The organism is Pseudomonas imrae (assembly GCF_046352735.2).
Taxonomy (GTDB): domain Bacteria; phylum Pseudomonadota; class Gammaproteobacteria; order Pseudomonadales; family Pseudomonadaceae; genus Aquipseudomonas; species Aquipseudomonas imrae.
Genome location: NZ_CP110853.2, coordinates 5,092,259 through 5,113,293, shown reverse-complemented (window position 1 = coordinate 5,113,293; position 21,035 = coordinate 5,092,259). Strand labels below are relative to the sequence as shown.

Sequence of the window (21,035 nt, the reverse complement as noted above, 5' to 3'; positions counted from 1 at the left end):
CGTCGCCATGAAAAAAACTCTCCCTTTAAGCCTGATCGCAGCCCTCGGTGAAAACCGCGTGATCGGCGTCGACAACAGCATGCCCTGGCATTTGCCGGGGGATTTCAAATACTTCAAGGCCACTACCCTTGGCAAGCCGATCATCATGGGGCGCAAGACTTGGGACTCCCTGGGTCGACCGTTGCCGGGACGCTTGAACATTGTGGTCAGTCGTCAGACCGATCTGAAGCTCGAAGGTGCTGAGGTTTTCCCCTCCCTTGAGGCTGCAGTGGCGCGAGCCGAAGCGTGGGCGCTTGAACAAGGCGTAGATGAACTGATGCTGATCGGCGGTGCGCAATTGTATGCCCAGGGGCTGGAACAGGCGGACCGCTTGTATCTGACGCGCGTGGCGCTGAGCCCGGACGGGGATGCGTGGTTTCCCGAGTTTGATCGGAGCCAGTGGAAGCTGGTGTCGAATGTAGGGAATGCGGCGCAAGGGGATAAGCCGGCGTACGACTTTGAAGTATGGGAAAGAATCGAACTGTAGGAGCGAGCGGGCTCCTACAGTTGACCCGGCTATCAGGCCTGCGCTAATTCCGCATGCTCATCAGCATCCAGCAGCTTTTTATCGGTCTGCTGCATGATCTGGCTGGTAATCGCCCCGGCCGTCATCGAACCATTCACGTTCAGCGCCGTGCGACCCATGTCGATCAGCGGCTCCACGGAAATCAGCAACGCTACCAGTGCTACTGGCAAGCCCATGGCCGGCAGCACGATCAGCGCGGCAAATGTCGCGCCGCCGCCCACGCCGGCAACGCCTGCCGAACTCAAGGTCACAATCGCCACCAGCGTCGCGATCCACAGTGGGTCCAGCGGATTGATGCCCACGGTGGGTGCGACCATCACTGCCAGCATCGCCGGATACAGGCCTGCACAACCGTTCTGGCCGATGGTGGCGCCGAACGAGGCCGCAAAACCTGCGATCGACTGCGGAATACCGAGACGACGGGTTTGCGCTTCAATGCTCAGCGGGATGCTTGCTGCGCTGGAACGGCTGGTGAAGGCGAAGGTCAGCACCGGCCACACCTTGCGGAAAAACCGCAGCGGGTTGATCCCGGCCAGCGACAGCAGCAGGCCGTGGACGACAAACATCAGCCCCAGAGCGAGATAGGACACCACCACGAAACTGCCAAGCTTGATGATGTCTTGCAGGTTTGAGCCGGCCACCACCTTGGTCATCAGCGCCAAAACGCCATACGGTGTCAGCTTCATGACCAGGCGTACCAGGCGCATCACCCAGGCTTGCAGGGTGTCGATGGCGTTGATTACTTTCTGGCCCTTTTCCACGTCATCCTTGAGCAGCTGTAATGCAGCGACTCCCAGGAATGCGGCAAAGATCACCACACTGATGATCGACGTCGGCTTGGCCCGTGCCAGGTCGGCGAACGGATTCTGTGGGATGAACGACAGCAGCAGTTGCGGCACATTCAGGTCGGCGACCTTACCCGCGTAGTCGTTCTGGATCACTTGCAGGCGCGCTATTTCCTGGGTACCGGCCACCAGGCCCTCGGCGGTGAGACCGAACAGGTTGGTCAGGCCGATACCGATCAGCGCCGCAATGGCGGTAGTGAACAGCAGCGTGCCGATCGTCAGGAAGCTGATTCTGCCCAGGGACGAGGCATTGTGCAGGCGCGCCACGGCGCTGAGGATCGAGGCGAACACCAGCGGGATCACGATCATCTGCAGCAATTGCACATAACCAATACCTACCAGGTCGAACCAACTGATCGACGCCTTGAGCACCGGATGACCGGCACCGTAGATAGTGTGCAGGGCCACACCGAACGCTACGCCCAGCACCAGCGCGAACAAGACCTTTTTGGCCAGGCTCCAATTAGTGCGGCGGGTTTGCGCCAGGCCCAGCAATAGCGCGAGGAACACCAGCAAGTTGAGAATCAGCGGCAGATTCATTGAAGCTCCAGGTCGAGGACTGCCAGTCGCATGAGCGTGCGACCGCGAACCGGTAAGCCTAACAGTTTGAAATATATTGATTTAATACCTTTATGGAATGTCAACTGTCGTTTTTGGAATAAGCAAGTGACGCGCAGGCGTATGCCGGTGACGGGATCACGACGCAGGTGGTCGTGCTTGTGGTGGGTTTGTTAACGAGGATTTGTTAGCGTCGAGGTCTTTTACTCAGGGAGAAAAACGCCGATGAAGTTCGTACCGAGATTGTTCGCCGCCGCTTTGTGTCTGGGGCTTGCTACGCAGGTCATGGCCGCTGTCGAGTTGAAACACTGGCCCGCACCTGCCGCCAAGCAACTGAACGAAATGATCGCCGCCAACGCCAACAAGGGCAATTTCGCGGTGTTCGACATGGACAACACCAGCTACCGCTTCGACCTTGAAGAGTCGTTGCTGCCCTACATGGAAAACAAGGGCCTGATCACCCGCGACAGTCTCGATCCTTCACTAAAACTGATGCCCTTCAAGGACACAGCCGAGCATAAGGAAAGCCTGTTCAGTTACTACTATCGCCTGTGCGAAGTGGACGATATGGTCTGTTATCCATGGGTTGCGCAGGTGTTTGCAGGCTTTACCCTCAAGGAACTCAAGGGCTACGTCGATGAGCTGATGGCGTCCGGCAAGCCGGTTCCGGTCACTTACTACGAAGGCGACGTGGTGAAGAGCATGGAGGTGCAGCCACCGAAAATCTTCACTGGCCAGAAAGAGTTGTTCAACAAGCTGATGGAAAACGGCATCGACGTCTATGTAATGACTGCCGCGTCCGAGGAACTGGTGCGCATGGTCGCGTCTGATCCCAAGTACGGCTACAACGTCAAGCCGCAGAACGTCATTGGTGTCAGCCTGCTGCTCAAGGATCGCAAGACCGGCGAGCTGACCACCGCGCGCAAGCAAATCACTGCCGGCAAGTACGATGAAAAAGCCAATCTTGGCCTGGAGTTGACGCCTTATCTATGGACCCCGGCAACTTGGATGGCGGGCAAACACGCGGCTATCCTCACCTACATCGATGAATGGAAAAAACCGGTGCTGGTGGGCGGCGACACCCCGACCAGTGACGGCTACATGCTGTTCCATGATGTAGACGTGGCCAAGGGTGGCATTCACTTGTGGATCAACCGCAAGGACAAGTACATGACCCAGCTCAACGGGATGATGGCCAAGCATGCGGCGGCGCAAGCCAAGGAAGGCTTGCCGGTGACGGCGGACAAGAATTGGGTGATCGTCAAGCCTGACGAAATCCAGTAACAGGTTAAACGCGATCAACAAATGTGGGAGCGGGCTTGCTCGCGATGATGCTGGATCAGCTAAATGTATTTCGACTGATACACAGTCATCGCGAGCAAGGCCGCCCCACATTTTGATCTTCGGTGTTCTGGTGTTTTTGGCAGGCAAAAAAATGCCCCGCACTTGGCGGGGCATTTGTATGGGCGGGGCTTACAGGCCGTCGAGCATGGCCTTGTTACGCACCGCACCTTTGTCGGCACTGGTCGCCAACAGCGCGTACGCTTTCAACGCAGTGGTGACTTTACGCGGACGTTTCTCCACCGGTTTCCAGCCCTTCTTGTCCTGCTCGACCCGGCGTGCCGCCAGCTCTTCGTCACTGATCAACAGGTTGATCGAGCGGTTCGGAATGTCGATCAGTACCTTGTCGCCATCTTGCACCAGGCCAATCGCGCCACCTGCAGCGGCCTCTGGCGAAGCGTGGCCGATGGACAGGCCCGAGGTGCCACCAGAGAAACGCCCATCGGTCAGCAGCGCACAGGCTTTGCCCAGGCCCTTGGATTTCAGGTAGGACGTGGGGTAGAGCATTTCCTGCATACCCGGGCCGCCTTTCGGACCTTCGTAGCGGATGATCACGATATCGCCTTCTTTGACCTCGTCGGCGAGGATGCCGCGAACCGAGCTGTCCTGGCTTTCGTAGATCTTGGCGCGGCCTTCGAATACATGGATCGATTCATCCACGCCAGCGGTTTTCACCACACAGCCATCGAGGGCGATGTTGCCGTACAGCACGGCCAGGCCGCCTTCTTGCGAGTAGGCGTGCTCGACGCTGCGGATACAGCCGTTTTCACGGTCGTCGTCCAGGGTGTCCCAACGGGTTGACTGGCTGAACGCCGTCTGCGTCGGGATGCCGGCCGGGCCTGCCTTGAAGAAGGTGTGCACGGCTTCGTCGTCAGTCTGGGTGATGTCCCACTTGGCGATACCTTCGGCCAGGGACTTGCTGTGCACGGTCGGCAGGTCGGTGTGCAACAGGCCGCCACGGGCAAGCGAACCGAGGATCGAGAAGATCCCGCCAGCGCGGTGGACGTCTTCCATGTGGTACTTCTGGATGTTCGGCGCGACCTTGCACAGCTGCGGCACGTGGCGGGACAGGCGGTCGATGTCGCGCAGGTCGAAATCGATCTCGGCTTCCTGGGCAGCGGCCAGCAAGTGCAGGATGGTGTTGGTGGAACCGCCCATGGCGATGTCCAGGGTCATGGCGTTTTCGAACGCCTTGAAGTTGGCGATATTGCGCGGCAATACCGACTCATCGTTCTCGGTGTAGTAACGCTTGCACAGCTCGACGATGGTACGACCGGCCTGCAGGAACAGCTGCTCGCGGTCACTGTGGGTGGCCAGGGTCGAACCGTTGCCCGGCAAGGCCAGGCCCAGGGCTTCCACCAGGCAGTTCATCGAGTTGGCCGTGAACATGCCGGAGCACGAACCGCAGGTCGGGCAAGCGCTGCGCTCGTATTCGGCGACCTTCTCGTCTGACGCGCTGGAGTCGGCGGCGATGACCATGGCGTCGACCAGGTCGAGGCCGTGGGAGGCGAGCTTGGTCTTGCCGGCTTCCATCGGGCCGCCGGAGACGAAGATCACCGGGATGTTCAGGCGCAGGGCAGCCATCAGCATGCCGGGGGTGATCTTGTCGCAGTTGGAGATGCATACAATGGCGTCGGCGCAGTGGGCGTTGACCATGTACTCCACGGAGTCGGCGATGATCTCGCGGCTCGGCAGGGAATACAGCATGCCGTCATGGCCCATGGCGATACCGTCATCGACTGCGATGGTGTTGAATTCCTTGGCTACGCCGCCAGCACGTTCGATCTCGCGGGCGACCAGTTGGCCCAGGTCCTTGAGGTGGACGTGGCCGGGTACGAACTGAGTGAACGAGTTGGCAATCGCGATGATCGGCTTCTTGAAGTCGTCATCTTTCATCCCCGTGGCACGCCACAGTGCGCGCGCGCCGGCCATGTTGCGGCCGTGGGTGGATGTTTTCGAGCGGTAATCAGGCATTGGAGCACTCCGGGCGGCTAATCAGAAATCAAAGGGGAGTGAGCTTCTATTGACTTCTGGAGCACTCAGAAAATGGCTGTGTGTCCGGAAGTTGCCACTCGCATTGCGGGATCGCCGCTTGCTTGGGCCTCGAGCTCATAAACCCGCCGGGGGATGACTGGCGATGAATAGTCCGATTCTACACCGCTGGCGGCTGGAGGGAATGGTCGTAACCGCGAAGATAGCGCTCACGGTGTAGGTGGCTGCTCCTTGATCAGTGCATTCAACACCAGGCCGATGCTACTCAGAGTCAAAAAGCACAACGCGAGGGCGATGTTCAGGTTGTCGGTTGCCAGAGTAATTACCAGGCTGATCAGGCCGCCGCACATGAAAATCAGCAGGCTGCCGGCGGAGGTCGCCGTGCCGGCGAGTTGTGGATAAAGGCTCATCGCCCTGGAGTTGGCGATGGGACGGCAGATAGTAGTGCCGATGGTGCAGATCAACATCGGTATCAGCACCGTGGCGGCGGACAGGCCGAACTGCCACATCAGCCCAAGCATCACGACCCCTGAAAAGGCAATCAGCCACAGGCCGGTATTGATCTGACGGTCGCCTGCCATCTTGCGATGCAGAATGCTGGCAACTATTCCTCCTGCTATATAAGCCAAGCCGTACAGCAGTAACGCCCAGGCAAACTGGTAGGCCGAGAGCTTAAGGTGCTCCATGAAAATCAGCGGCGACGTCACGATGAACGAAAAGTGACAGGCAAAGGCCAAGGCGGAAATCAGCCAGTAGCCTACAAATCGCCTGTCTGAAAACAGCAACCAATACCCGCTGAAAAACTGTATTGGTGATGAACGGTGACTACCGCGCGAGTTGTGCAGCAAACGCGCGGACCAGAACCAGACCACAATCGCGAGGGCAATGAATACGTAAAAGCTGGCCTGCCAGCCCCCATACATTTGTAACCAGGTGCCCATCAACGGCGAGCAGGAAATGAAAATTCCGCCAGCGGTGGTCATCCAGATCCGAATGCGCTCCAGTTCCCGGCCAGCGAACAGATCCTGGATCAGCGCCTGCGACAAGGCAAAGGCCCCGCACCCCACGGCCTGGACTACGCGAAAGCCTAAAAACCAGGCGAAATCCTCTGTCAGCAGGCAGCCCGTTGCGCCGACTGCTGACAAGGCAATACCTCCCAGCAACAGCTTCTTGCGACCGAATATGTCGGACAAAGGCCCGATCAGCAGTAATGAGAGTGCCAGGCCGATAGCGAAAATGCTGACGGACTGGGCGATGTCCGAAGGAGTGCTACGAAAATGCGCGGAGAGTGCGGGGAAGGAGGGTAAAACCACGTCCAGGGGGAAGACGGCGAGCAGCGTCATCGTCATCAGGAGCAGGATCAAAGATGATTTTTTTGCTGTGTTTGTGATGCAGGGCATCAGCCGGACTCGATCCGTGAGGAGGGCTGAGGATCAGATCGATGGCCGTGGAAGTCAACGGTGGGTGCAGTAGGAAGCAGCCGAATGCCCTGTAGGGGAAATCTACAGGGCGCTGATGTCATCAGCTATTGGGCAACAACCGGCACGTAATACTCTTGATATACCGCGTCTCCACAATCGCCGGGTGCACCGGATGATCAGGACCCTGGCCACCACGCTCCAGCATCTGGATATTGCGGTCCAGGTGACGGGCGCTGGTCAACAGGATGTTCTGCAGGTCGTCTTCCGGCAGGTGCATGGAGCAGGAGGCACTGACCAGGATGCCGTCCTTGCTGAGCAGGCGCATGGCTTGCTCGTTCAGGCGGCGATAGGCGCCTTCGCCGTTTTTCATGTCTTTCTTGCGTTTGATAAAGGCCGGTGGGTCGGCGACGATCACGTCGAAGCGTTCTTCGCTGGCTTTCAATTCCTTGAGCGCTTCGAACACATCGCCTTCGATGCAAGTCATCTTCTCAGCGAAGCCGTTCAGCGCGGCGTTGCGTTCCACGCCATCGAGGGCGAAAGCGGAAGCATCGACGCAGAACACTTCACTGGCGCCGAAAGCTGCCGCTTGCACGCCCCAGCCGCCGATGTAGCTGTACAGATCCAGCACGCGCTTGCCTTTGGCATACGGGGCCAGGCGTGCGCGGTTCATGCGGTGGTCGTAGAACCAGCCGGTCTTCTGGCCCTGGATCACCGGGGCTTCGAATTTCACGCCGTTTTCTTCCAGTGCGACCCATTCCGGCACCAGGCCGAATACGGTCTCGACGTAGCGGTTGAGGCCTTCGGCGTCGCGTGCTGCGGAATCGTTCTTGAACAGGATGCCGCTGGGCTTGAGCACCTGGGTCAGGGCCGCGATCACGTCTTCTTTATGGGCTTCCATGGTCGCCGAGGCGATCTGCACCACCAGGATGTCGCCGAAACGGTCGACCACCAGGCCTGGCAGCAGGTCGGAATCGCCGTACACCAGGCGGTAGAACGGCTTGTCAAACAGGCGGTCGCGCAGGGACAGGGCGACGTTCAGGCGGTGTACCAGCAGCGACTTGTCCAGGGGCAACTTGATGTCACGCGACAGCAGGCGCGCGCAGATCAGGTTGTTCGGGCTCATTGCCACGATGCCCAGGGTCTTGCCGCCGGCCGCTTCCAGAATAGCCTGGTCGCCTGCCTGGAAGCCGTGAAGTGGGGTGGCGGCCACGTCGATTTCATTGCTGTAGACCCACAGGTGGCCGTTGCGCAAACGACGATCGGCGTTGGCTTTGAGACGCAGGCTTGGCAGGGACATGACGTCGCTCCGGAAAAAAGAGCGGGAGTATACCGTGTGTGGGAGCGGGCTTGCTCGCGAAAGCGGTGTGCCAGGCATTTGGTCCGCCGACTGGTACCCGCTTTCGCGAGCAAGCCCGCTCCCTATTCAGGCCGGTTTCAATTCTGCATTTGGGTGTCGAGCAAGTCTTCATAAGGGTTAGAATCGCGCCCTAGTCCAGAGTGTGTCTTTATGCCCCAAGAGCTTTCCGCCGAACAGATCAAACAAGCCCTGCAAGGCATCAGCGTGCCACCCCAGCCGCAAATCATGGTGGATTTGCAGATGGAGCAGTACATGCCTGACCCCGATCTGGAAGTGATCGCGCGGCTGATTTCCCAGGACCCCGGTCTGTCCGGTGCGTTGCTGAAAATCGTCAACTCGCCTTATTACGGGCTGAGTAACAAGATTGCTTCGATACAGCGCGCGGTGAACCTGTTGGGCAGTCGCTCGGTGATCAACCTGATCAATGCCCAATCGATCAAGGGCGAGATGAGTGACGACACCATTGTCACCCTCAACCGCTTCTGGGACACCGCCCAGGATGTAGCGATGACCTGCCTGAGCCTGGCCAAACGCACGGGCTCCCAGACGGTAGACGAAGCTTACGCCCTGGGGTTGTTCCACGATTGTGGTGTGCCGTTGATGCTCAAACGCTTTCCCGATTACATGGCGGTGCTGGAAGCAGCCTATGCCAGCGCCGGCCCCGAGTGCCGCGTGGTCGACACCGAAAACCGCGCGTTCAACACTAATCATGCGGTGGTGGGCTACTACACGGCAAAGTCCTGGCGCCTGCCGGAGCACGTGACTGACGCCATTGCCAATCACCACAATGCCCTGGCGATTTTCAGTGATGAATCTTCGCGCAATCCGCAACTGAAGAACCTGCTGGCAATCCTGAAAATGGCCGAGCACATCTGTTCGTCCTATCGGGTGCTGGGTAATCAGGTGGATGATCATGAGTGGAGCAGCATCGGCCATCTGGTGCTGGACCACGTCGGTTTGTCGGATTACGACTTCGAAAACATGAAGTTGTCGATCCGTGAACTGGGCACTCACTGACCCTTTATTTCAAGAGGTACACATGCCCGAGTTACCTGAAGTCGAGACCACCCGGCGCGGGATTGCGCCGCACTTGGAAGGCCAGCGCGTCAGCCGGGTGATTGTGCGTGAGCGGCGCCTGCGCTGGCCGATCCCGGAAGACCTGGATGTGCGTTTGTCCGGGCAGCGCATCGTGTTGGTAGAGCGGCGGGCCAAGTACCTGTTGATCAATGCCGAAGTGGGTACGTTGATCAGCCACCTGGGCATGTCGGGCAACCTGCGCCTGGTGGAAATCGGCATGCCGGCGGCCAAGCATGAACATGTGGACATCGAGCTGGAGTCCGGACTGGCCCTGCGTTACACCGACCCTCGACGTTTCGGCGCGATGCTCTGGAGCCAGGACCCGCACAATCATCAACTGCTGATTCGCCTGGGGCCGGAGCCGTTGACCGACCTGTTCGACGGTGACCGCTTGTTTGAGCTGTCCCGTGGGCGCTCCATGGCGGTCAAGCCGTTCATCATGGATAACGCAGTGGTGGTGGGGGTAGGCAATATCTACGCGACCGAAGCGTTGTTCGCCGCCGGGATTGATCCGCGTCGCGAAGCCAAGGGCATTTCTCGTGGGCGGTATTTGAAGCTGGCCGTCGAGATCAAGCGCATTCTGGCGGCGGCCATCGAGCGTGGTGGCACTACCCTGCGGGACTTTATTGGTGGTGACGGCCAGCCGGGGTATTTTCAGCAGGAGCTGTTTGTCTACGGCCGGGGCGGCGAGGCGTGCAAGGTCTGCGGGAGCGAATTGCGCAATGTGATGCTGGGGCAGCGGGCAAGTGTGTTTTGCCCTAAGTGCCAGAGCTGAAGATTTGTGTCGATGATGATGGCTTCATCGCTGGCAAGCCAGTTCCCACATTTGGAATGCATTTCCCTGTGGACGCCGGGCTTGCCCGCGACGAGGGCCGGCCAGGCGCTACAAAATCTCAGGCCTTGCCGGTAATCAACCGGTACTTCTCCATCAACTGCTCTTCAGTTTCAGGATGGGCCTCATCCAACGGAATGCAATCCACAGGGCAAACTTGTTGGCACTGGGGTTCGTCGTAATGGCCAACGCACTGGGTACACAGGTTGGGGTCGATTACGTAGATCTCTTCGCCCTGGGAAATAGCGGCGTTCGGGCACTCGGGTTCGCAGACGTCGCAGTTGATGCAATCGTCGGTGATGATCAGGGACATGGAAACTCCTGCCGGGGCATTCGAGCCAAGGCATCTGAAAACTTAATGCGCGCAATTGTGCCGCATTGACGCCCGTAGTGCGAGCGGGCGCCGATTGAACGGTCGTTACTTCTTGAAGCGAAGGGTCAGCGCATCGGCGACTGCCGGGTGTACAAATTTGGTGATATCACCGCCCAGCGCCGCAATTTCCCTGACCAGCGTCGAGGAGATGAACGAATAACGCTCCGATGGCGTAAGGAACAGGCTTTCCACGTCCGGCGCCAGTTGACGGTTCATGTTGGCCAGCTGGAATTCGTATTCGAAATCCGACACCGCCCGTAGCCCGCGCAGGAACACATTGGCGTTCTGCTCCTTGGCGAAATGCGCCAGCAACGTGGAAAATCCGACCACCTCGACGTTGGGCAGGTGTTTGGTGACCTCTTGCGCCAGCTCCACGCGCTGTTCCAGGGGAAACAGCGGGTTCTTCTTGGGGCTGGCAGCGACGGCGATGATCACATGGTCGAACAAGCGTGAGGCACGTTCGACCAGATCGCCATGGCCCTTGGTAATCGGGTCGAAGGTACCTGGGTACAACACTCGGTTCATCGCGTCGTCCTGGCGGAGTCCGTTGGGGAACCGGATGGTATCGCAGCCATCCCGGTCGGCCAAGTCAACTTATGCAGAAGAAAGCACTATAGACACCGCCAATACCCGGTTTTTTCACGCCGTTTTCAGACGTTCGGCCAATGCCGTCGCCAGTTGTGCGGTTAATCCGTACACCGACAATTGCGGGTTGGCGCCAATGCTGGTGGGGAATAACGAGCCATCGTGGATCGACAGGTTGCGCAATTGGTGATGCCGTCCAAGGCTGTCTGCCACTGCGTTTTTCGGTTCTTCCCCCATGGCACAACCGCCCATGACGTGAGCGCTGCCCAGGACGGTTCGGTGCAGTTCCAGGCTCAGACCATCAATCAGGCTGCGGGCTTCGGCCAGGCTTGTGACGTAGCGTGCATCATGGTGCAGTGGCTTCACTGACTTGGCGCCTGCGGCGAACTGGATTTCGGCCATGCTGTGAAATGCCCGGCGCAGACCATCCCACGCGTAGGGGGAGACCTGATAGTCGAGCACGGGTGTGCCGTCGCCACGCAAGTCCACGCTACCGCCCTGACTGTCGGGGTGAAAGCCGTCCCGCAGCAGTGCCAGCATTGCGTGGGTATTGGGCAACTGGCCCATATCCAGGGCGTTCTGCGTGCCATAGCCACCGAACAGCGTGCTGGCCAAGGCGGGATGCAAGGGCGGTGCCTCCAGCTTGTAAGACATCTTGCCGGTTGTGCCGTCCTGCCATTGGAAGTGATCGGAATAGATCGACTGTGGCGCGCCATAGAACGGGTTGATCACGTCGTCGAACAACCCTGCGGAAAAATTCACCAAATGCAGGAAGGTCCGCTTGCCCAGCCGCGAGTGCGGGTCGGGCGCGTCCGAGCGCATCAGCAATGCCGGGCTGTTGATACCGCCGCCGGCCAGCACGTAATGCTTGGCCTTCACGATGATTTTATGGCCGCTGGGTGCCACGCAGCGCGCATCCATGGCTACGCATTCGAGGCTTGTAATAGTGTCACCGCTGAACTTCAAGCGCTCGGCGCGGGCCAGGTACAGTAGCTCGCCGCCTTTCTCCAGGGTGGAAGGAATCGTTGTCACCAGCATCGATTGCTTGGCGTTGACCGGGCAACCCATGCCGCAATAGCCCAGGTTGAAACAGCCACGCACGTTGCGCGGGATCACATGCCAGCTATAGCCAAGTGTTTCGCAGCCCTTGCGGATCACATCGTTGTTGGCGTTGGGGGGCAGGGCCCACGGCGCGATGCCCAGGCGCTGCTCCATTTTTTCGAACCAGGGTGCCATCTCGGCGCTGCTGTGGCCTTTGACCGCGTACTCGCTGGCCCAGTGGGCAAGCGTCTGGTCAGGCGTGCGGAAACTGGAGGTCCAGTTGATCAAGGTGGTTCCGCCCACTGCGCGACCCTGGAGGATGGTGATGGCGCCGTCCTTGCTCATACGCCCGATACCTTCCTGATAGAGGCTGGCGTAGGCCTCATCTTCCAGCAGTTTGAAGTCGCTGCTGGTCTTGAGCGGGCCTTCTTCGATAAGCAGTACTTTGTAGCCGGCAGCGCTGAGGATTTCAGCGGTGGTGCCGCCGCCCGCGCCGCTGCCGATAATCGCCACATCCGCTTCCAGGGTCAGGTCCTGCTCGAGGGCCGCGCCATTATGGGTTTTCCAGCCGCGGGCCAGGCCGTCGCGGAACAGATCAGGTACGGGCATTGGGTTGCTCTCTTGTTTTTATCGAGGATGTACGCAAATCAGATCTGCGGCGGGCCGGGATAGCCGCTATGCGCCCAGGACTCGGGTCGGAAATACCAGGCCATGATCACCAGCTTGAGCAGAGAGCCCTGGCCCATGCGCAGCAGGTTCAGGTAGCTGTTCTCCCAGCGATGCAGGAAATTGCGGATTTGCTCGCTGCTGGCATTTTCCCAACTGCCCCAAATGCCGGTCAACGGGCCTCGGGTGACGGGCATGCTCAGCACGTCGAACAGTTGCTGGGTGAGCTTGAACATCTCCGGTGACAGATGCTGCAGGCTGTAATCGAGCTTTTTCAGCGTGTCCTCGATGCCTGCGGTCACAGCCTCGAAACTGGCGGCGCCCTCCAGCAGCACCGGGATCACCGCCCGCAGAAACGGCAGGTCACTGTTGCGCAGCATGGCGAAACCGCTGGCGGGCGTGCTGCTGGAACAACCGCTGAGGCTGGCGCCAAGCCCGGCGGTCGCCAGGAAAGCGCTGGCGCACAGGCCGATTTTCAAGACGCCGCGCCGTGACAGCGCGGGTGATTCAGTCAGGCTAGGGGGCATTTTTATTGTTATCCCTGAGGAGGCGTTAGCGGACGAACAACTTCTGGATCAACTTTTGAATGGCTTTTCCATAGGGCGGATAAATCAGCTTGGCCGCGTTCAAGCGCTGCTTGACCAGCACGCCCTTGGCTTTGCTGAACGTCAGGAAGCCCTCATGCCCGTGGTAGTGCCCCATGCCCGAAGGGCCGATGCCGCCGAAGGGCATGTCGTCCTGGGCCACATGCAGCAAGGTGTCGTTCAAGCACACGCCGCCGGAATGGGTTTCGTGCAGTACGCGGTCCTGTTCGGCCTTGTTGTAGCCGAAGTAATACAGCGCGAGTGGGCGAGGGCGTTGGTTAATGTAGGCGAAGGCCTGGTCAAGGCCGCGATAGGGCACGATCGGCAGCAGCGGGCCGAAGATCTCGTCCTGCATCAGCGTCATGTCGTCACTGACATTGAGCAGCAGGCTGTGGACCATGCGTCGGTCCTGGCCCTGATCGTAGAGTGGGATAACGGTAGCGCCTTTGTCGGTGGCGTCCTGGATATAGCCATTGAGCCGGGCGAGTTGCCGCTCGTTGATGATGGCGGTGTAGTCGGGGTTGTCGGCCAAGGTCGGATAGAACCCACGTACGGCCTGGCTGTAGGCCTCGACGAAACCCTCGATGCGATCTTCGGGCACCAGCACATAGTCCGGCGCCACGCAGGTTTGCCCTGCGTTCAGTGTCTTGCCGAAAGCGATCCTTTCGGCGGCGTCCTTGAGGGGCACATCAACCGAAACAATCACCGGCGATTTGCCGCCCAGCTCCAGGGTTACCGGGGTCAGGTGTTCGGCGGCGGCGCGCATCACGTGCTTGCCGACACTGGTCGCGCCGGTGAACAGCAGGTGGTCCAGGGGCAGCCTGGAAAATGCCATGCCCACTTCAGCTTCACCCAGCACGACACACACCAGGTCCTCGGGGAAAATTTTTGCCAGCAGGGTCTTGAGCAACTGTCCGGTAGCCGGCGTTGATTCGCTGAGCTTGAGCATCACCCGGTTGCCTGCCGCCAGCGCCCCTACCAGCGGGCCGATGGCCAGGTACAGGGGATAATTCCAGGGCACAATGACCCCGACCACGCCCAACGGCTGATAAATAACCTTGGCCGAGGCGGGTTGGAAGGCGATGCCTACGGCGCGGCGGGATGGTTTCATCCAGCCCCTGAGGTGTTTGCTGGCGTAATGAATGCCGTGCAGGCTGGGCATCAGTTCGGCGAACAGGGTTTCGTCAGCGCTGCGATGGCTGAAGTCACTGTTGATAGCTTCAATCAGTGCCTGGCGTTCACTGTCGAGTATGTCCCGCAGCGCTTTGAGCCACTGCTGGCGCTGCGCGGCCGGCGGCATGGGATTGGCTGCGTAGGCGCGACGTTGGGCGTCGAACAGGTCCTGGAGTTGGTCCAGCGTCTGGGAATCTTGCAGGTAGGCAACGTTGGCAGACATGGCACAGTTCCTGATTCTTATTGGAGTGTGCCAATTTTTAGAGTTATTGCTCTAAGTTGTCAAATGACATTGCAGCAACATGCGGATTTATCCTGATCGGGATAGACCGTAAGATGTTTGTATCAGACTAAGAAGCCGATCCCCTATGGCACCACGAGTAAAGACCAGCGAACGAATTGTGCAAACCAGCCTGGAGCTTTTCAACCAGCAGGGCGAGCGCAGTGTCAGCACCAACCACATCGCCGCGCACATGGAGATTTCGCCGGGAAACCTGTACTACCACTTCCCCAACAAGCAGGCGATCATCGCGGTGCTGTTTCGTGAGTACGAAGCGCTGGTAGATGGCTTCCTGCGCCCTCCCCAGGGGCGTGGGATGGTCGTGGAGGACAAACGTTTCTACCTGCAAGCAGTCCTGGCCGGCATGTGGCGCTACCGCTTTTTGCACCGCGACCTCGAACACTTGCTGGAGAGCGATCCGGAGTTGGCCACGGGCTATCGGCGCTTCTCCCAGCGTTGCCTGATCCAGGGTGGCGCGATCTATCGCGGGTTTGTCGAGGCAGGAATCCTGAATATGGACCCGGTGCAGACCGAGGCCCTGACCCTCAATGCCTGGATCATCCTCACTTCCTGGGTGCGTTTCCTGTGTACCACCAATGAAAACTCCGCGCACCTGAGTGCCGAGGCCATCAAGCGCGGGGTCTATCAGGTGCTGGTGCTGGAGGCAGGTTTTGTCACGCCACAGGCTAAAGAAGCGGTGGACGCGCTGTTCAAAGAGTTTTACGTGCCGTTGAATCAGGCATTGGAAGAAGTGAAGTAGGCCCTTTCCCGAACGTATTGTCAGGAGTCTGTTATGCCGCTAGCGCAACTGATCAGCCCGCAACAACTGGCCGAACGCCAGACGCAAGGGGGTTTAGTCGTTCTCGACTGCCGTTTTGCCCTGGAAGATCCGGACTACGGGCGTTGCAGCTATACCGAAGGGCATATCGAAGGTGCGCAGTATGCTGATCTGAACCGTCATCTGAGTGGACCGGTGACCAAAGGCAAAACGGGGCGTCATCCCCTGCCGGCGCCCGATGTGCTGGTCCGGCAGTTGCAGGCTTGGGGTGTCAGCGCCGATAGCGAAATCATATTGTATGACGATGGTCCCGGCGCCTATGCCGCCCGCGCCTGGTGGCTGCTGGCATGGCTGGGCAAGCGTGACGGCGTGTTTATCCTCGATGGCGGTTTGAAAGCCTGGCATGCGGCAGGCTTTCCGCTGAGCCTGGATGCGCCGAAGGTTGAGCCCGGGACGTTTACAGGCTCCCCGGACAACCATTTGCTACTGGATGCCGAACACCTGCACAAACGTCTCGGGCAGCCGGGCCTGACGCTGATCGATGCTCGTGCCCTGCCGCGTTTTCGCGGAGAGGTGGAACCTATCGACCCGGTTGCCGGGCACATCCCGGGAGCGCAGTGTGCGGCGTTCAATGAAAACCTGGGCAGTGATGGCCGTTTCTTGCCCGCTGAACAGCTCAAGCAGCGTTTCGCCGCCAAGCTGCAAGAGCGTTCGCCGGATGAACTGGTGGCGTATTGCGGTTCCGGCGTGACGGCGTGTCACAACCTGTTTGCGCTGTGTCTGGCGGGTTATCCCTTGGGCAAGCTGTACGCGGGGTCATGGAGCGAGTGGATTACCGATCCGGCACGGGAAATCGCTACGGGCGCATGACTTGCAGGCACGCTCAGGACGCTGCCGTGAGCAGCCACTGCGGTATCCGTCGCTCCAGGTAGTAGCCGGGACACTTCAGGGTTCCGTCGACAAAACCCACGTGCCCGCCCCTGGCCGTCAGTTCGAACTCGGTGCAAGCCGACAACTCGCTAGCGTCCGGCAAGCTATGGGCGAACACGAACGGATCGTCGGCGGCCTGGATGATCAGGGTGGGCGTGCGGATATCACCCAGGAAGTAACGGCTGGACGCCCGGCGGTAGTAATCCTCGGCACTCAGGTAGCCATGCAGCGGCGCGGTGACGCGGCCATCGAAGTCCCAGAACGTGCGCATCTTTTCCAATGAGCCAAGCGACTCCAGGATTCTCAGCCCCTCTGCACGGCCATCCTGCAGAAACTGGCGTTGCTTGACTCGGATATACGCGAGCATCTCACGCATGAAGTGCCTCTGGTAAACCCGCGAGAAGCCCAGGCCGATACGGTCGGCGCACTGGTCCAGCCGAAACGGCACCGACACCGCCGCCGCGCCCTGCAACCCGGACGCTTCGCCGGTTTCCCCCAAATGCTTGAGCAGCACATTGCCTCCCAGCGAATACCCCACCGCATACAGCGGCGCCAATGGTCGCTGGGTACGCAGGTGGGCAATGGCTTGTGCCAGGTCTTCGCTGGCACCCGAGTGATAGCTGCGTGCCAATAGATTCGGCTCGCCCGAGCAGCCCCGCCAGTTCAGTGCAACGCTGGCCCAGCCTTGCGCGGCGAGGGCTTTTTGCAGGCCGGCGACATAAGGTGAATTGGAGGAACCGGTCAAGCCGTGCAGCACCAGTACCAGCGGTGCACGCGCGTCATGCGGTCCGTGCCAGTCGAGGTCGAGAAAATCACCGTCCTCCAGCCATAGCCGCTCGCGCTGGCGTTCGATATGTATGGTTTTGCGCCACAGCGGTCCCCACAGCGTTTGCAGGTGTGGGTTGCCGAGGCCGAAGGCGGGGGTGAAGCGGTCGGATGTGATTGACACGATGATTCTCGCAGCAGGCGCTCCGTGAGTCGGAGCACCCTGTTCAGGCCGAACGATTATTCGGCGCTCTCTGCCGTACGTTGCCACAACGAGTAATACACGCGCCCGGATTTTTGCTCCCGGTGCAGGCGCCAGCTTGCGGGCAGGCCCAGGGTGGAGGGCGCGGTTTCGCTCTCGGTGTAGATCCACGCGTCATCGGCCAGCCATTGACGCTCTTCCAGCAGGGTGCAGACGGTCGGCAGCAGGTTCTGGTTGAACGGCGGGTCGAGGAATACCACGTCGAAAGCAGCAGCCGGCTGCGTTTCCAGATAGCGCAAGGCATCGGCGGTCTGTACCTGGCCGGTGGTGCAACGCAGCGTACCCAAGTGTTCGCGCAGGCTGGAGACCGCGATGTTGCTGGCGTCCAGCGCCTGGCCCAGCGCAGCGCCACGGGACAGGGCTTCGAGGAACAGCGCGCCACTGCCGGCGAACGGATCGAGCACCTTGGCCCCGGCGATGTACGGCGCCAGCCAGTTGAACAGAGTTTCGCGGACGCGGTCCGGCGTTGGGCGCAGACCCACCACGTCCGGGAAGCTCAACTTGCGGCTGCGCCATTCGCCGCCAATGATGCGTAATTGGCCCACACCGTTGTGCACGTTGTGGACAGGTTTTTTAGGGCGCGATGGACTGGCCATTAATGCTCCGGAACCCCGAGCGGTTGCTCGGCAGGTTTATCAGTGGGGGGCGGTAGTGGCTTTTGCGCAATGGTCGGACCGGCGGTCACGATCACCATTTTATCGCTGCTCAAGTGTTTGTTCAGCGCTGCCTTTACTTGCTCGACAGTCAGCGCCTGGGATTGCTTCATGAAATCTTCCAGGTAATTGAGCGGCAGGTTGTAGAAGCCCATGGCACCCAGTTGCCCCACGATATCGGCGTTGCTGGCCGTCGACAGCGGGAAGCTGCCGGCCAGTTCACGCTTGGCGTCATCCAGCTCTTTCTGGGTTGGGCCGGTCTTGAGGTAGTCGGCCAGCACTTGCTCCACCAGGCGCAAGGTGCCGCCGCTCATTTCGGCGCGGGTCTGCAGATTGATCATGAACGGGCCGCGGACCTGCATCGGCGAAAAGCCGGAATAGACACCATAGGTCAGGCCGCGTTTTTCACGCACTTCACTCATCAAGCGGGTGCCGAAGCCTCCGCCCCCGAGGATCTGGTTACCCAGGGACAGTGCGGCGTAATCCGGGTCGGCCCGATCGATGCCCAGCTGTGCGAACAGCAGGTGCGTCTGCTTGGAAGGGAACTCAATGTGCCCAAGGCCTGCCTTGGGTTCGGTCGGCTGGGCGATCTTCGCCAGCGCCGGGCCTTTGGGCAGTGACGCGGAAACCTTGGCAGCCATGGCTTCGGCGTCGGCGCGAGACAAGTCACCCACCAGCGCAATCACTGCGTTGCCGGCGGCATAGGCCTTGGCGTGGAACTCCTTGAGCTGTGCCAGCGTAATGGCAGGAACGCTCTGGGGCGTGCCCTCGCTCGGGTGCGCGTACGGGTGATCGCCATACAGTCGCTTGAACAGTTCGATGCTCGCCAGTTTGCCGGGGTTTTGTTTCTGATACTCGAAACCCGCCAGCAGCTGGTTTTTGATCCGCGCCAGGGAGTCGGCGGGGAAAGTAGGCTGACCGATCACCTGGTCAAACAGATCCAGGGCGGCATCGCGCTTGTCGACGGTGCTCAGGCTGCGCAGCGAAACCAGCGCCATGTCGCGGTAGGCGCCATTGCCGAAATCGGCGCCCAGGCCTTCGAGGCCGGCCGCGATCTGCCCCACATCCTTGCCTGGCACGCCTTCGTTGAGCATCGCGTTGGTCAGCAACGCCAGGCCAGGCGTGCTGCCGTCCTGGCTGCTGCCGGCGGCGAACAGGATGCGCAGGTCGAACATCGGCAGCTCGTGGGCTTCGACGAACAATACCTTGGCGCCTTCGGCGGTGTTCCAGGTCTGTACGTCGAGCTTGCGGTTGGTCGGGTTCTTGCCGTCCAGCTCTGCCAGGGACTGCAGGGTCTTGGCGGACCGGGCTTGATCCGTTACCTGGCTGGCGACGGAGTCGTCCGGGCGACCGATATACACCGCGACTGCGGCCACCAGCGTGACAACGATCAAGCCGGGAAGCACTAGGCGGTTGCTTTTGCGATCACTCATGAGTGGTCTCCTCGGGCAGGACATGGGCGACGCTGAGACGTTCGCGGGTGAAATAGGTGCGTGCGGCTTTCTGGATATCCTCCGGGGTCACGCTTTGCAGCTCGGCGAGTTCGGTGTCCATGAGTTTCCATGACAGGCCGACGGTCTCCAGGGAGCCGATGGCCGTGGCCTGGCTGGTGATGGAGTCGCGCTCATAAACCAGGCCGGCAATTACCTGGGCGCGGATGCGCTCCAGCTCATCAGCGGTCGGTGGCTTGTCCTTGAGCTCGTCCAGCAGGCGCCACAAGCCGGCTTCGGCCTGGGCGACGGTTTTGTTTTTCTGCTGGTTGGGCGTGGCGCTCAGGGTGAACAGGCTGTCACCCCGGGTGTAGGCGTCATAATTGGTCGAGGCGCCGGACACCAACTCTTCGCCGCGTTCCAGCTGAGTTGGAATGCGTGCACTGTAGCCGCCGTCCAGCAGGGCCGAGATCAGGCGCAAGGCATTGACCGAGCGCTTGTCTTCAGTGGTGGCCAGGCTCGGCACGTTGAAGCCCAGCAGGACGCTTGGCAGTTGGGTCTGCACATGCATGGTCAACAGGCGTTCGCCCGGTTCGGCCAGCTCCAGCGGTTTTTTCGCCGGCGGCACATCACGCTTCGGGATCGGGCCGAAATAGCGCTGGGCGAGGGTTTTGACTTCGTCTGCGGTCACGTCGCCGACTACCACCAGCGTGGCATTGTTCGGTGCGTACCAGGATTGATACCAGTGACGCAGCTCCTCGATCTTCATGCGCTCCAGGTCAGCCATCCAACCGATGGTCGGCGTGTGGTAGCCGCTGGCCGGGTAAGCCATCGCCTTGAAACGCTCGAAAGCCTTGGACATAGGGTTGTCGTCGGTGCGCAGGCGGCGTTCTTCCTTGATGACCTCGATTTCACGGCTGAACTCGTCGGCCGGCAGGCGCAGGGTGGCCATGCGGTCGGCTTCCAGCTCCAGGGCAACGCCCAGGCGGTCGCGTGCCAGGACTTGGTAATACGCCGTGTAGTCGTCGCTGGTGAACGCGTTTTCTTCGGCACCCAGGTCGCGCAGGATCAGCGAGGCTTCGCCTGGGCCGGTCTTGGAGCTGCCCTTGAACATCATGTGCTCCAGGGCGTGGGACAAGCCTGTCTGGCCTGGGGTTTCGTAGCTGGAACCTACTTTGTACCAAACCTGCGAGACCACCACCGGTGCGCGATGGTCTTCGCGCACGACCACCTTCAGGCCGTTGTCCAGGGTGAATTCGTGGGTGGGCTGTGGGTCAGCGGCCAAGGCTGAAAAGGGCAGGCAAAGTGTGCTGAGCAGCAGGCCAGCGGCGCAGCGGGCTAGAGCATTCATTCGTTTTTAAACCTGTTGGGTTGCCCGCGTGGTCTTAGCGTAGGCGGGCGAGGAGGTGCTAGGATACTGATCCGGATTAACGACGGCCACTGCGGCTGTCACTCCGATTCGGATCCTGTTGCAGGGATTGTGAGGTTAGCGGTGGTTTTCCCCGAATATCTTCCATTTTTCGCCGA

Annotated in this window: 19 protein-coding genes; 6 read left to right on the top strand and 13 right to left on the bottom strand. The window is 60.1% G+C overall.

The window, feature by feature from the left end; genetic code table 11:
- Positions 1 to 7 precede the first annotated feature (7 nt).
- Entirely contained in the window at positions 8 to 526 is a 519-nt protein-coding gene (locus OQ460_RS23375; protein WP_410019640.1) for a dihydrofolate reductase, read from the top strand.
- A gap of 32 nt (positions 527 to 558) precedes the next feature.
- On the opposite strand, the gene OQ460_RS23370 is transcribed toward OQ460_RS23375, so the two are convergent.
- A complete protein-coding gene (locus tag OQ460_RS23370) occupies positions 559 to 1,950 on the bottom strand; it encodes an L-cystine transporter (protein ID WP_410019639.1) in 1,392 nt (463 codons plus the stop codon).
- Positions 1,951 to 2,193: 243 nt separating this feature from the next.
- Here OQ460_RS23370 and OQ460_RS23365 point away from each other — a divergent pair, with 243 nt between their 5' ends.
- Positions 2,194 to 3,252 carry a haloacid dehalogenase-like hydrolase gene (locus OQ460_RS23365; protein WP_410019638.1) on the top strand — a complete coding sequence of 353 codons (1,059 nt, stop codon included), beginning with the start codon at positions 2,194 to 2,196 and terminating at the stop codon, positions 3,250 to 3,252.
- A 189-nt stretch (positions 3,253 to 3,441) separates the two neighbouring features.
- On the opposite strand, the gene ilvD is transcribed toward OQ460_RS23365, so the two are convergent.
- From ilvD to OQ460_RS23350, 3 genes are all read right to left on the bottom strand, one after another.
- Positions 3,442 to 5,283, bottom strand: a complete 1,842-nt coding sequence (ilvD, locus tag OQ460_RS23360; protein ID WP_410019637.1) for a dihydroxy-acid dehydratase — start codon at positions 5,281 to 5,283, stop codon at positions 3,442 to 3,444.
- A 227-nt stretch (positions 5,284 to 5,510) separates the two neighbouring features.
- Entirely contained in the window at positions 5,511 to 6,701 is a 1,191-nt protein-coding gene (locus tag OQ460_RS23355; RefSeq protein ID WP_410019636.1) for an MFS transporter, read from the bottom strand.
- A 121-nt stretch (positions 6,702 to 6,822) separates the two neighbouring features.
- Complete coding sequence (locus OQ460_RS23350; protein WP_005792302.1) at positions 6,823 to 8,019, bottom strand: class I SAM-dependent rRNA methyltransferase; 1,197 nt, start codon at positions 8,017 to 8,019, stop codon at positions 6,823 to 6,825.
- Positions 8,020 to 8,283: 264 nt separating this feature from the next.
- On the opposite strand from OQ460_RS23350, the gene OQ460_RS23345 reads away from it, so the two are divergent.
- Both OQ460_RS23345 and mutM read left to right on the top strand, forming a co-directional pair.
- Positions 8,284 to 9,096, top strand: a complete 813-nt coding sequence (locus OQ460_RS23345; protein ID WP_410022089.1) for an HDOD domain-containing protein — start codon at positions 8,284 to 8,286, stop codon at positions 9,094 to 9,096.
- Positions 9,097 to 9,118: 22 nt separating this feature from the next.
- On the top strand, positions 9,119 to 9,931 hold the full coding sequence (gene mutM, locus OQ460_RS23340; protein WP_410019635.1) for a bifunctional DNA-formamidopyrimidine glycosylase/DNA-(apurinic or apyrimidinic site) lyase: 813 nt from the start codon (positions 9,119 to 9,121) through the stop codon (positions 9,929 to 9,931).
- 118 nt (positions 9,932 to 10,049) lie between these two features.
- On the opposite strand, the gene OQ460_RS23335 is transcribed toward mutM, so the two are convergent.
- The 5 genes from OQ460_RS23335 to OQ460_RS23315 all read right to left on the bottom strand — a co-directional run bounded on the left by OQ460_RS23335 (position 10,050) and on the right by OQ460_RS23315 (position 14,648).
- Positions 10,050 to 10,301, bottom strand: coding sequence for a YfhL family 4Fe-4S dicluster ferredoxin (locus OQ460_RS23335; protein WP_003213796.1), 252 nt, complete (start codon positions 10,299 to 10,301; stop codon positions 10,050 to 10,052).
- Positions 10,302 to 10,406: 105 nt separating this feature from the next.
- A complete protein-coding gene (coaD, locus tag OQ460_RS23330; protein ID WP_003195136.1) occupies positions 10,407 to 10,886 on the bottom strand; it encodes a pantetheine-phosphate adenylyltransferase in 480 nt (159 codons plus the stop codon).
- Positions 10,887 to 11,000: 114 nt separating this feature from the next.
- Entirely contained in the window at positions 11,001 to 12,596 is a 1,596-nt protein-coding gene (locus OQ460_RS23325) for a GMC family oxidoreductase (RefSeq protein ID WP_410019634.1), read from the bottom strand.
- Between the two features lie 38 nt (positions 12,597 to 12,634).
- Positions 12,635 to 13,180, bottom strand: a complete 546-nt coding sequence (locus tag OQ460_RS23320; protein WP_410019633.1) for a twin-arginine translocation pathway signal protein — start codon at positions 13,178 to 13,180, stop codon at positions 12,635 to 12,637.
- Positions 13,181 to 13,205: 25 nt separating this feature from the next.
- On the bottom strand, positions 13,206 to 14,648 hold the full coding sequence (locus OQ460_RS23315) for a coniferyl aldehyde dehydrogenase (RefSeq protein WP_410022088.1): 1,443 nt from the start codon (positions 14,646 to 14,648) through the stop codon (positions 13,206 to 13,208).
- 130 nt (positions 14,649 to 14,778) lie between these two features.
- Between OQ460_RS23315 and OQ460_RS23310 the strand changes: the two genes are divergently transcribed.
- Complete coding sequence (locus tag OQ460_RS23310) at positions 14,779 to 15,450, top strand: TetR/AcrR family transcriptional regulator (protein WP_410019632.1); 672 nt, start codon at positions 14,779 to 14,781, stop codon at positions 15,448 to 15,450.
- Positions 15,451 to 15,483: 33 nt separating this feature from the next.
- Complete coding sequence (locus OQ460_RS23305; protein ID WP_410019631.1) at positions 15,484 to 16,338, top strand: sulfurtransferase; 855 nt, start codon at positions 15,484 to 15,486, stop codon at positions 16,336 to 16,338.
- 13 nt (positions 16,339 to 16,351) lie between these two features.
- Here the strand turns inward: OQ460_RS23305 and OQ460_RS23300 are convergent, their stop codons facing one another.
- The 4 genes from OQ460_RS23300 to OQ460_RS23285 are packed head-to-tail and all read right to left on the bottom strand — an operon-like array spanning position 16,352 to position 20,859.
- Positions 16,352 to 17,347, bottom strand: a complete 996-nt coding sequence (locus tag OQ460_RS23300) for a hydrolase (RefSeq protein ID WP_410019630.1) — start codon at positions 17,345 to 17,347, stop codon at positions 16,352 to 16,354.
- Between the two features lie 56 nt (positions 17,348 to 17,403).
- Positions 17,404 to 18,021, bottom strand: coding sequence for a 16S rRNA (guanine(966)-N(2))-methyltransferase RsmD (gene rsmD / locus OQ460_RS23295; RefSeq protein WP_410019629.1), 618 nt, complete (start codon positions 18,019 to 18,021; stop codon positions 17,404 to 17,406).
- Complete coding sequence (locus OQ460_RS23290) at positions 18,021 to 19,511, bottom strand: M16 family metallopeptidase (RefSeq protein ID WP_410019628.1); 1,491 nt, start codon at positions 19,509 to 19,511, stop codon at positions 18,021 to 18,023. Before OQ460_RS23290 ends, rsmD begins: the two co-directional genes overlap by 1 nt.
- The gene (locus OQ460_RS23285; RefSeq protein WP_410019627.1) at positions 19,504 to 20,859 is read right to left on the bottom strand and encodes a M16 family metallopeptidase; all 1,356 of its coding nucleotides are present in this window, start codon (positions 20,857 to 20,859) and stop codon (positions 19,504 to 19,506) included. Before OQ460_RS23285 ends, OQ460_RS23290 begins: the two co-directional genes overlap by 8 nt.
- Between the last annotated feature and the right edge of the window lie 176 nt (positions 20,860 to 21,035).

Bases quoted from the DNA above. Each gene is read 5' to 3' on its own strand.
- OQ460_RS23375 (WP_410019640.1), top strand. From the start codon at position 8: ATGAAAAAAACTCTCCCTTTAAGCCTGATCGCAGCCCTCGGTGAAAAC.
- OQ460_RS23370 (WP_410019639.1), bottom strand. From the start codon at position 1,950: ATGAATCTGCCGCTGATTCTCAACTTGCTGGTGTTCCTCGCGCTATTG.
- OQ460_RS23365 (WP_410019638.1), top strand. From the start codon at position 2,194: ATGAAGTTCGTACCGAGATTGTTCGCCGCCGCTTTGTGTCTGGGGCTT.
- ilvD (WP_410019637.1), bottom strand. From the start codon at position 5,283: ATGCCTGATTACCGCTCGAAAACATCCACCCACGGCCGCAACATGGCC.
- OQ460_RS23355 (WP_410019636.1), bottom strand. From the start codon at position 6,701: ATGCCCTGCATCACAAACACAGCAAAAAAATCATCTTTGATCCTGCTC.
- OQ460_RS23350 (WP_005792302.1), bottom strand. From the start codon at position 8,019: ATGTCCCTGCCAAGCCTGCGTCTCAAAGCCAACGCCGATCGTCGTTTG.
- mutM (WP_410019635.1), top strand. From the start codon at position 9,119: ATGCCCGAGTTACCTGAAGTCGAGACCACCCGGCGCGGGATTGCGCCG.
- OQ460_RS23335 (WP_003213796.1), bottom strand. From the start codon at position 10,301: ATGTCCCTGATCATCACCGACGATTGCATCAACTGCGACGTCTGCGAA.
- coaD (WP_003195136.1), bottom strand. From the start codon at position 10,886: ATGAACCGAGTGTTGTACCCAGGTACCTTCGACCCGATTACCAAGGGC.
- OQ460_RS23325 (WP_410019634.1), bottom strand. From the start codon at position 12,596: ATGCCCGTACCTGATCTGTTCCGCGACGGCCTGGCCCGCGGCTGGAAA.
- OQ460_RS23320 (WP_410019633.1), bottom strand. From the start codon at position 13,180: ATGCCCCCTAGCCTGACTGAATCACCCGCGCTGTCACGGCGCGGCGTC.
- OQ460_RS23310 (WP_410019632.1), top strand. From the start codon at position 14,779: ATGGCACCACGAGTAAAGACCAGCGAACGAATTGTGCAAACCAGCCTG.
- OQ460_RS23305 (WP_410019631.1), top strand. From the start codon at position 15,484: ATGCCGCTAGCGCAACTGATCAGCCCGCAACAACTGGCCGAACGCCAG.
- rsmD (WP_410019629.1), bottom strand. From the start codon at position 18,021: ATGGCCAGTCCATCGCGCCCTAAAAAACCTGTCCACAACGTGCACAAC.
- OQ460_RS23290 (WP_410019628.1), bottom strand. From the start codon at position 19,511: ATGAGTGATCGCAAAAGCAACCGCCTAGTGCTTCCCGGCTTGATCGTT.
- OQ460_RS23285 (WP_410019627.1), bottom strand. From the start codon at position 20,859: ATGAATGCTCTAGCCCGCTGCGCCGCTGGCCTGCTGCTCAGCACACTT.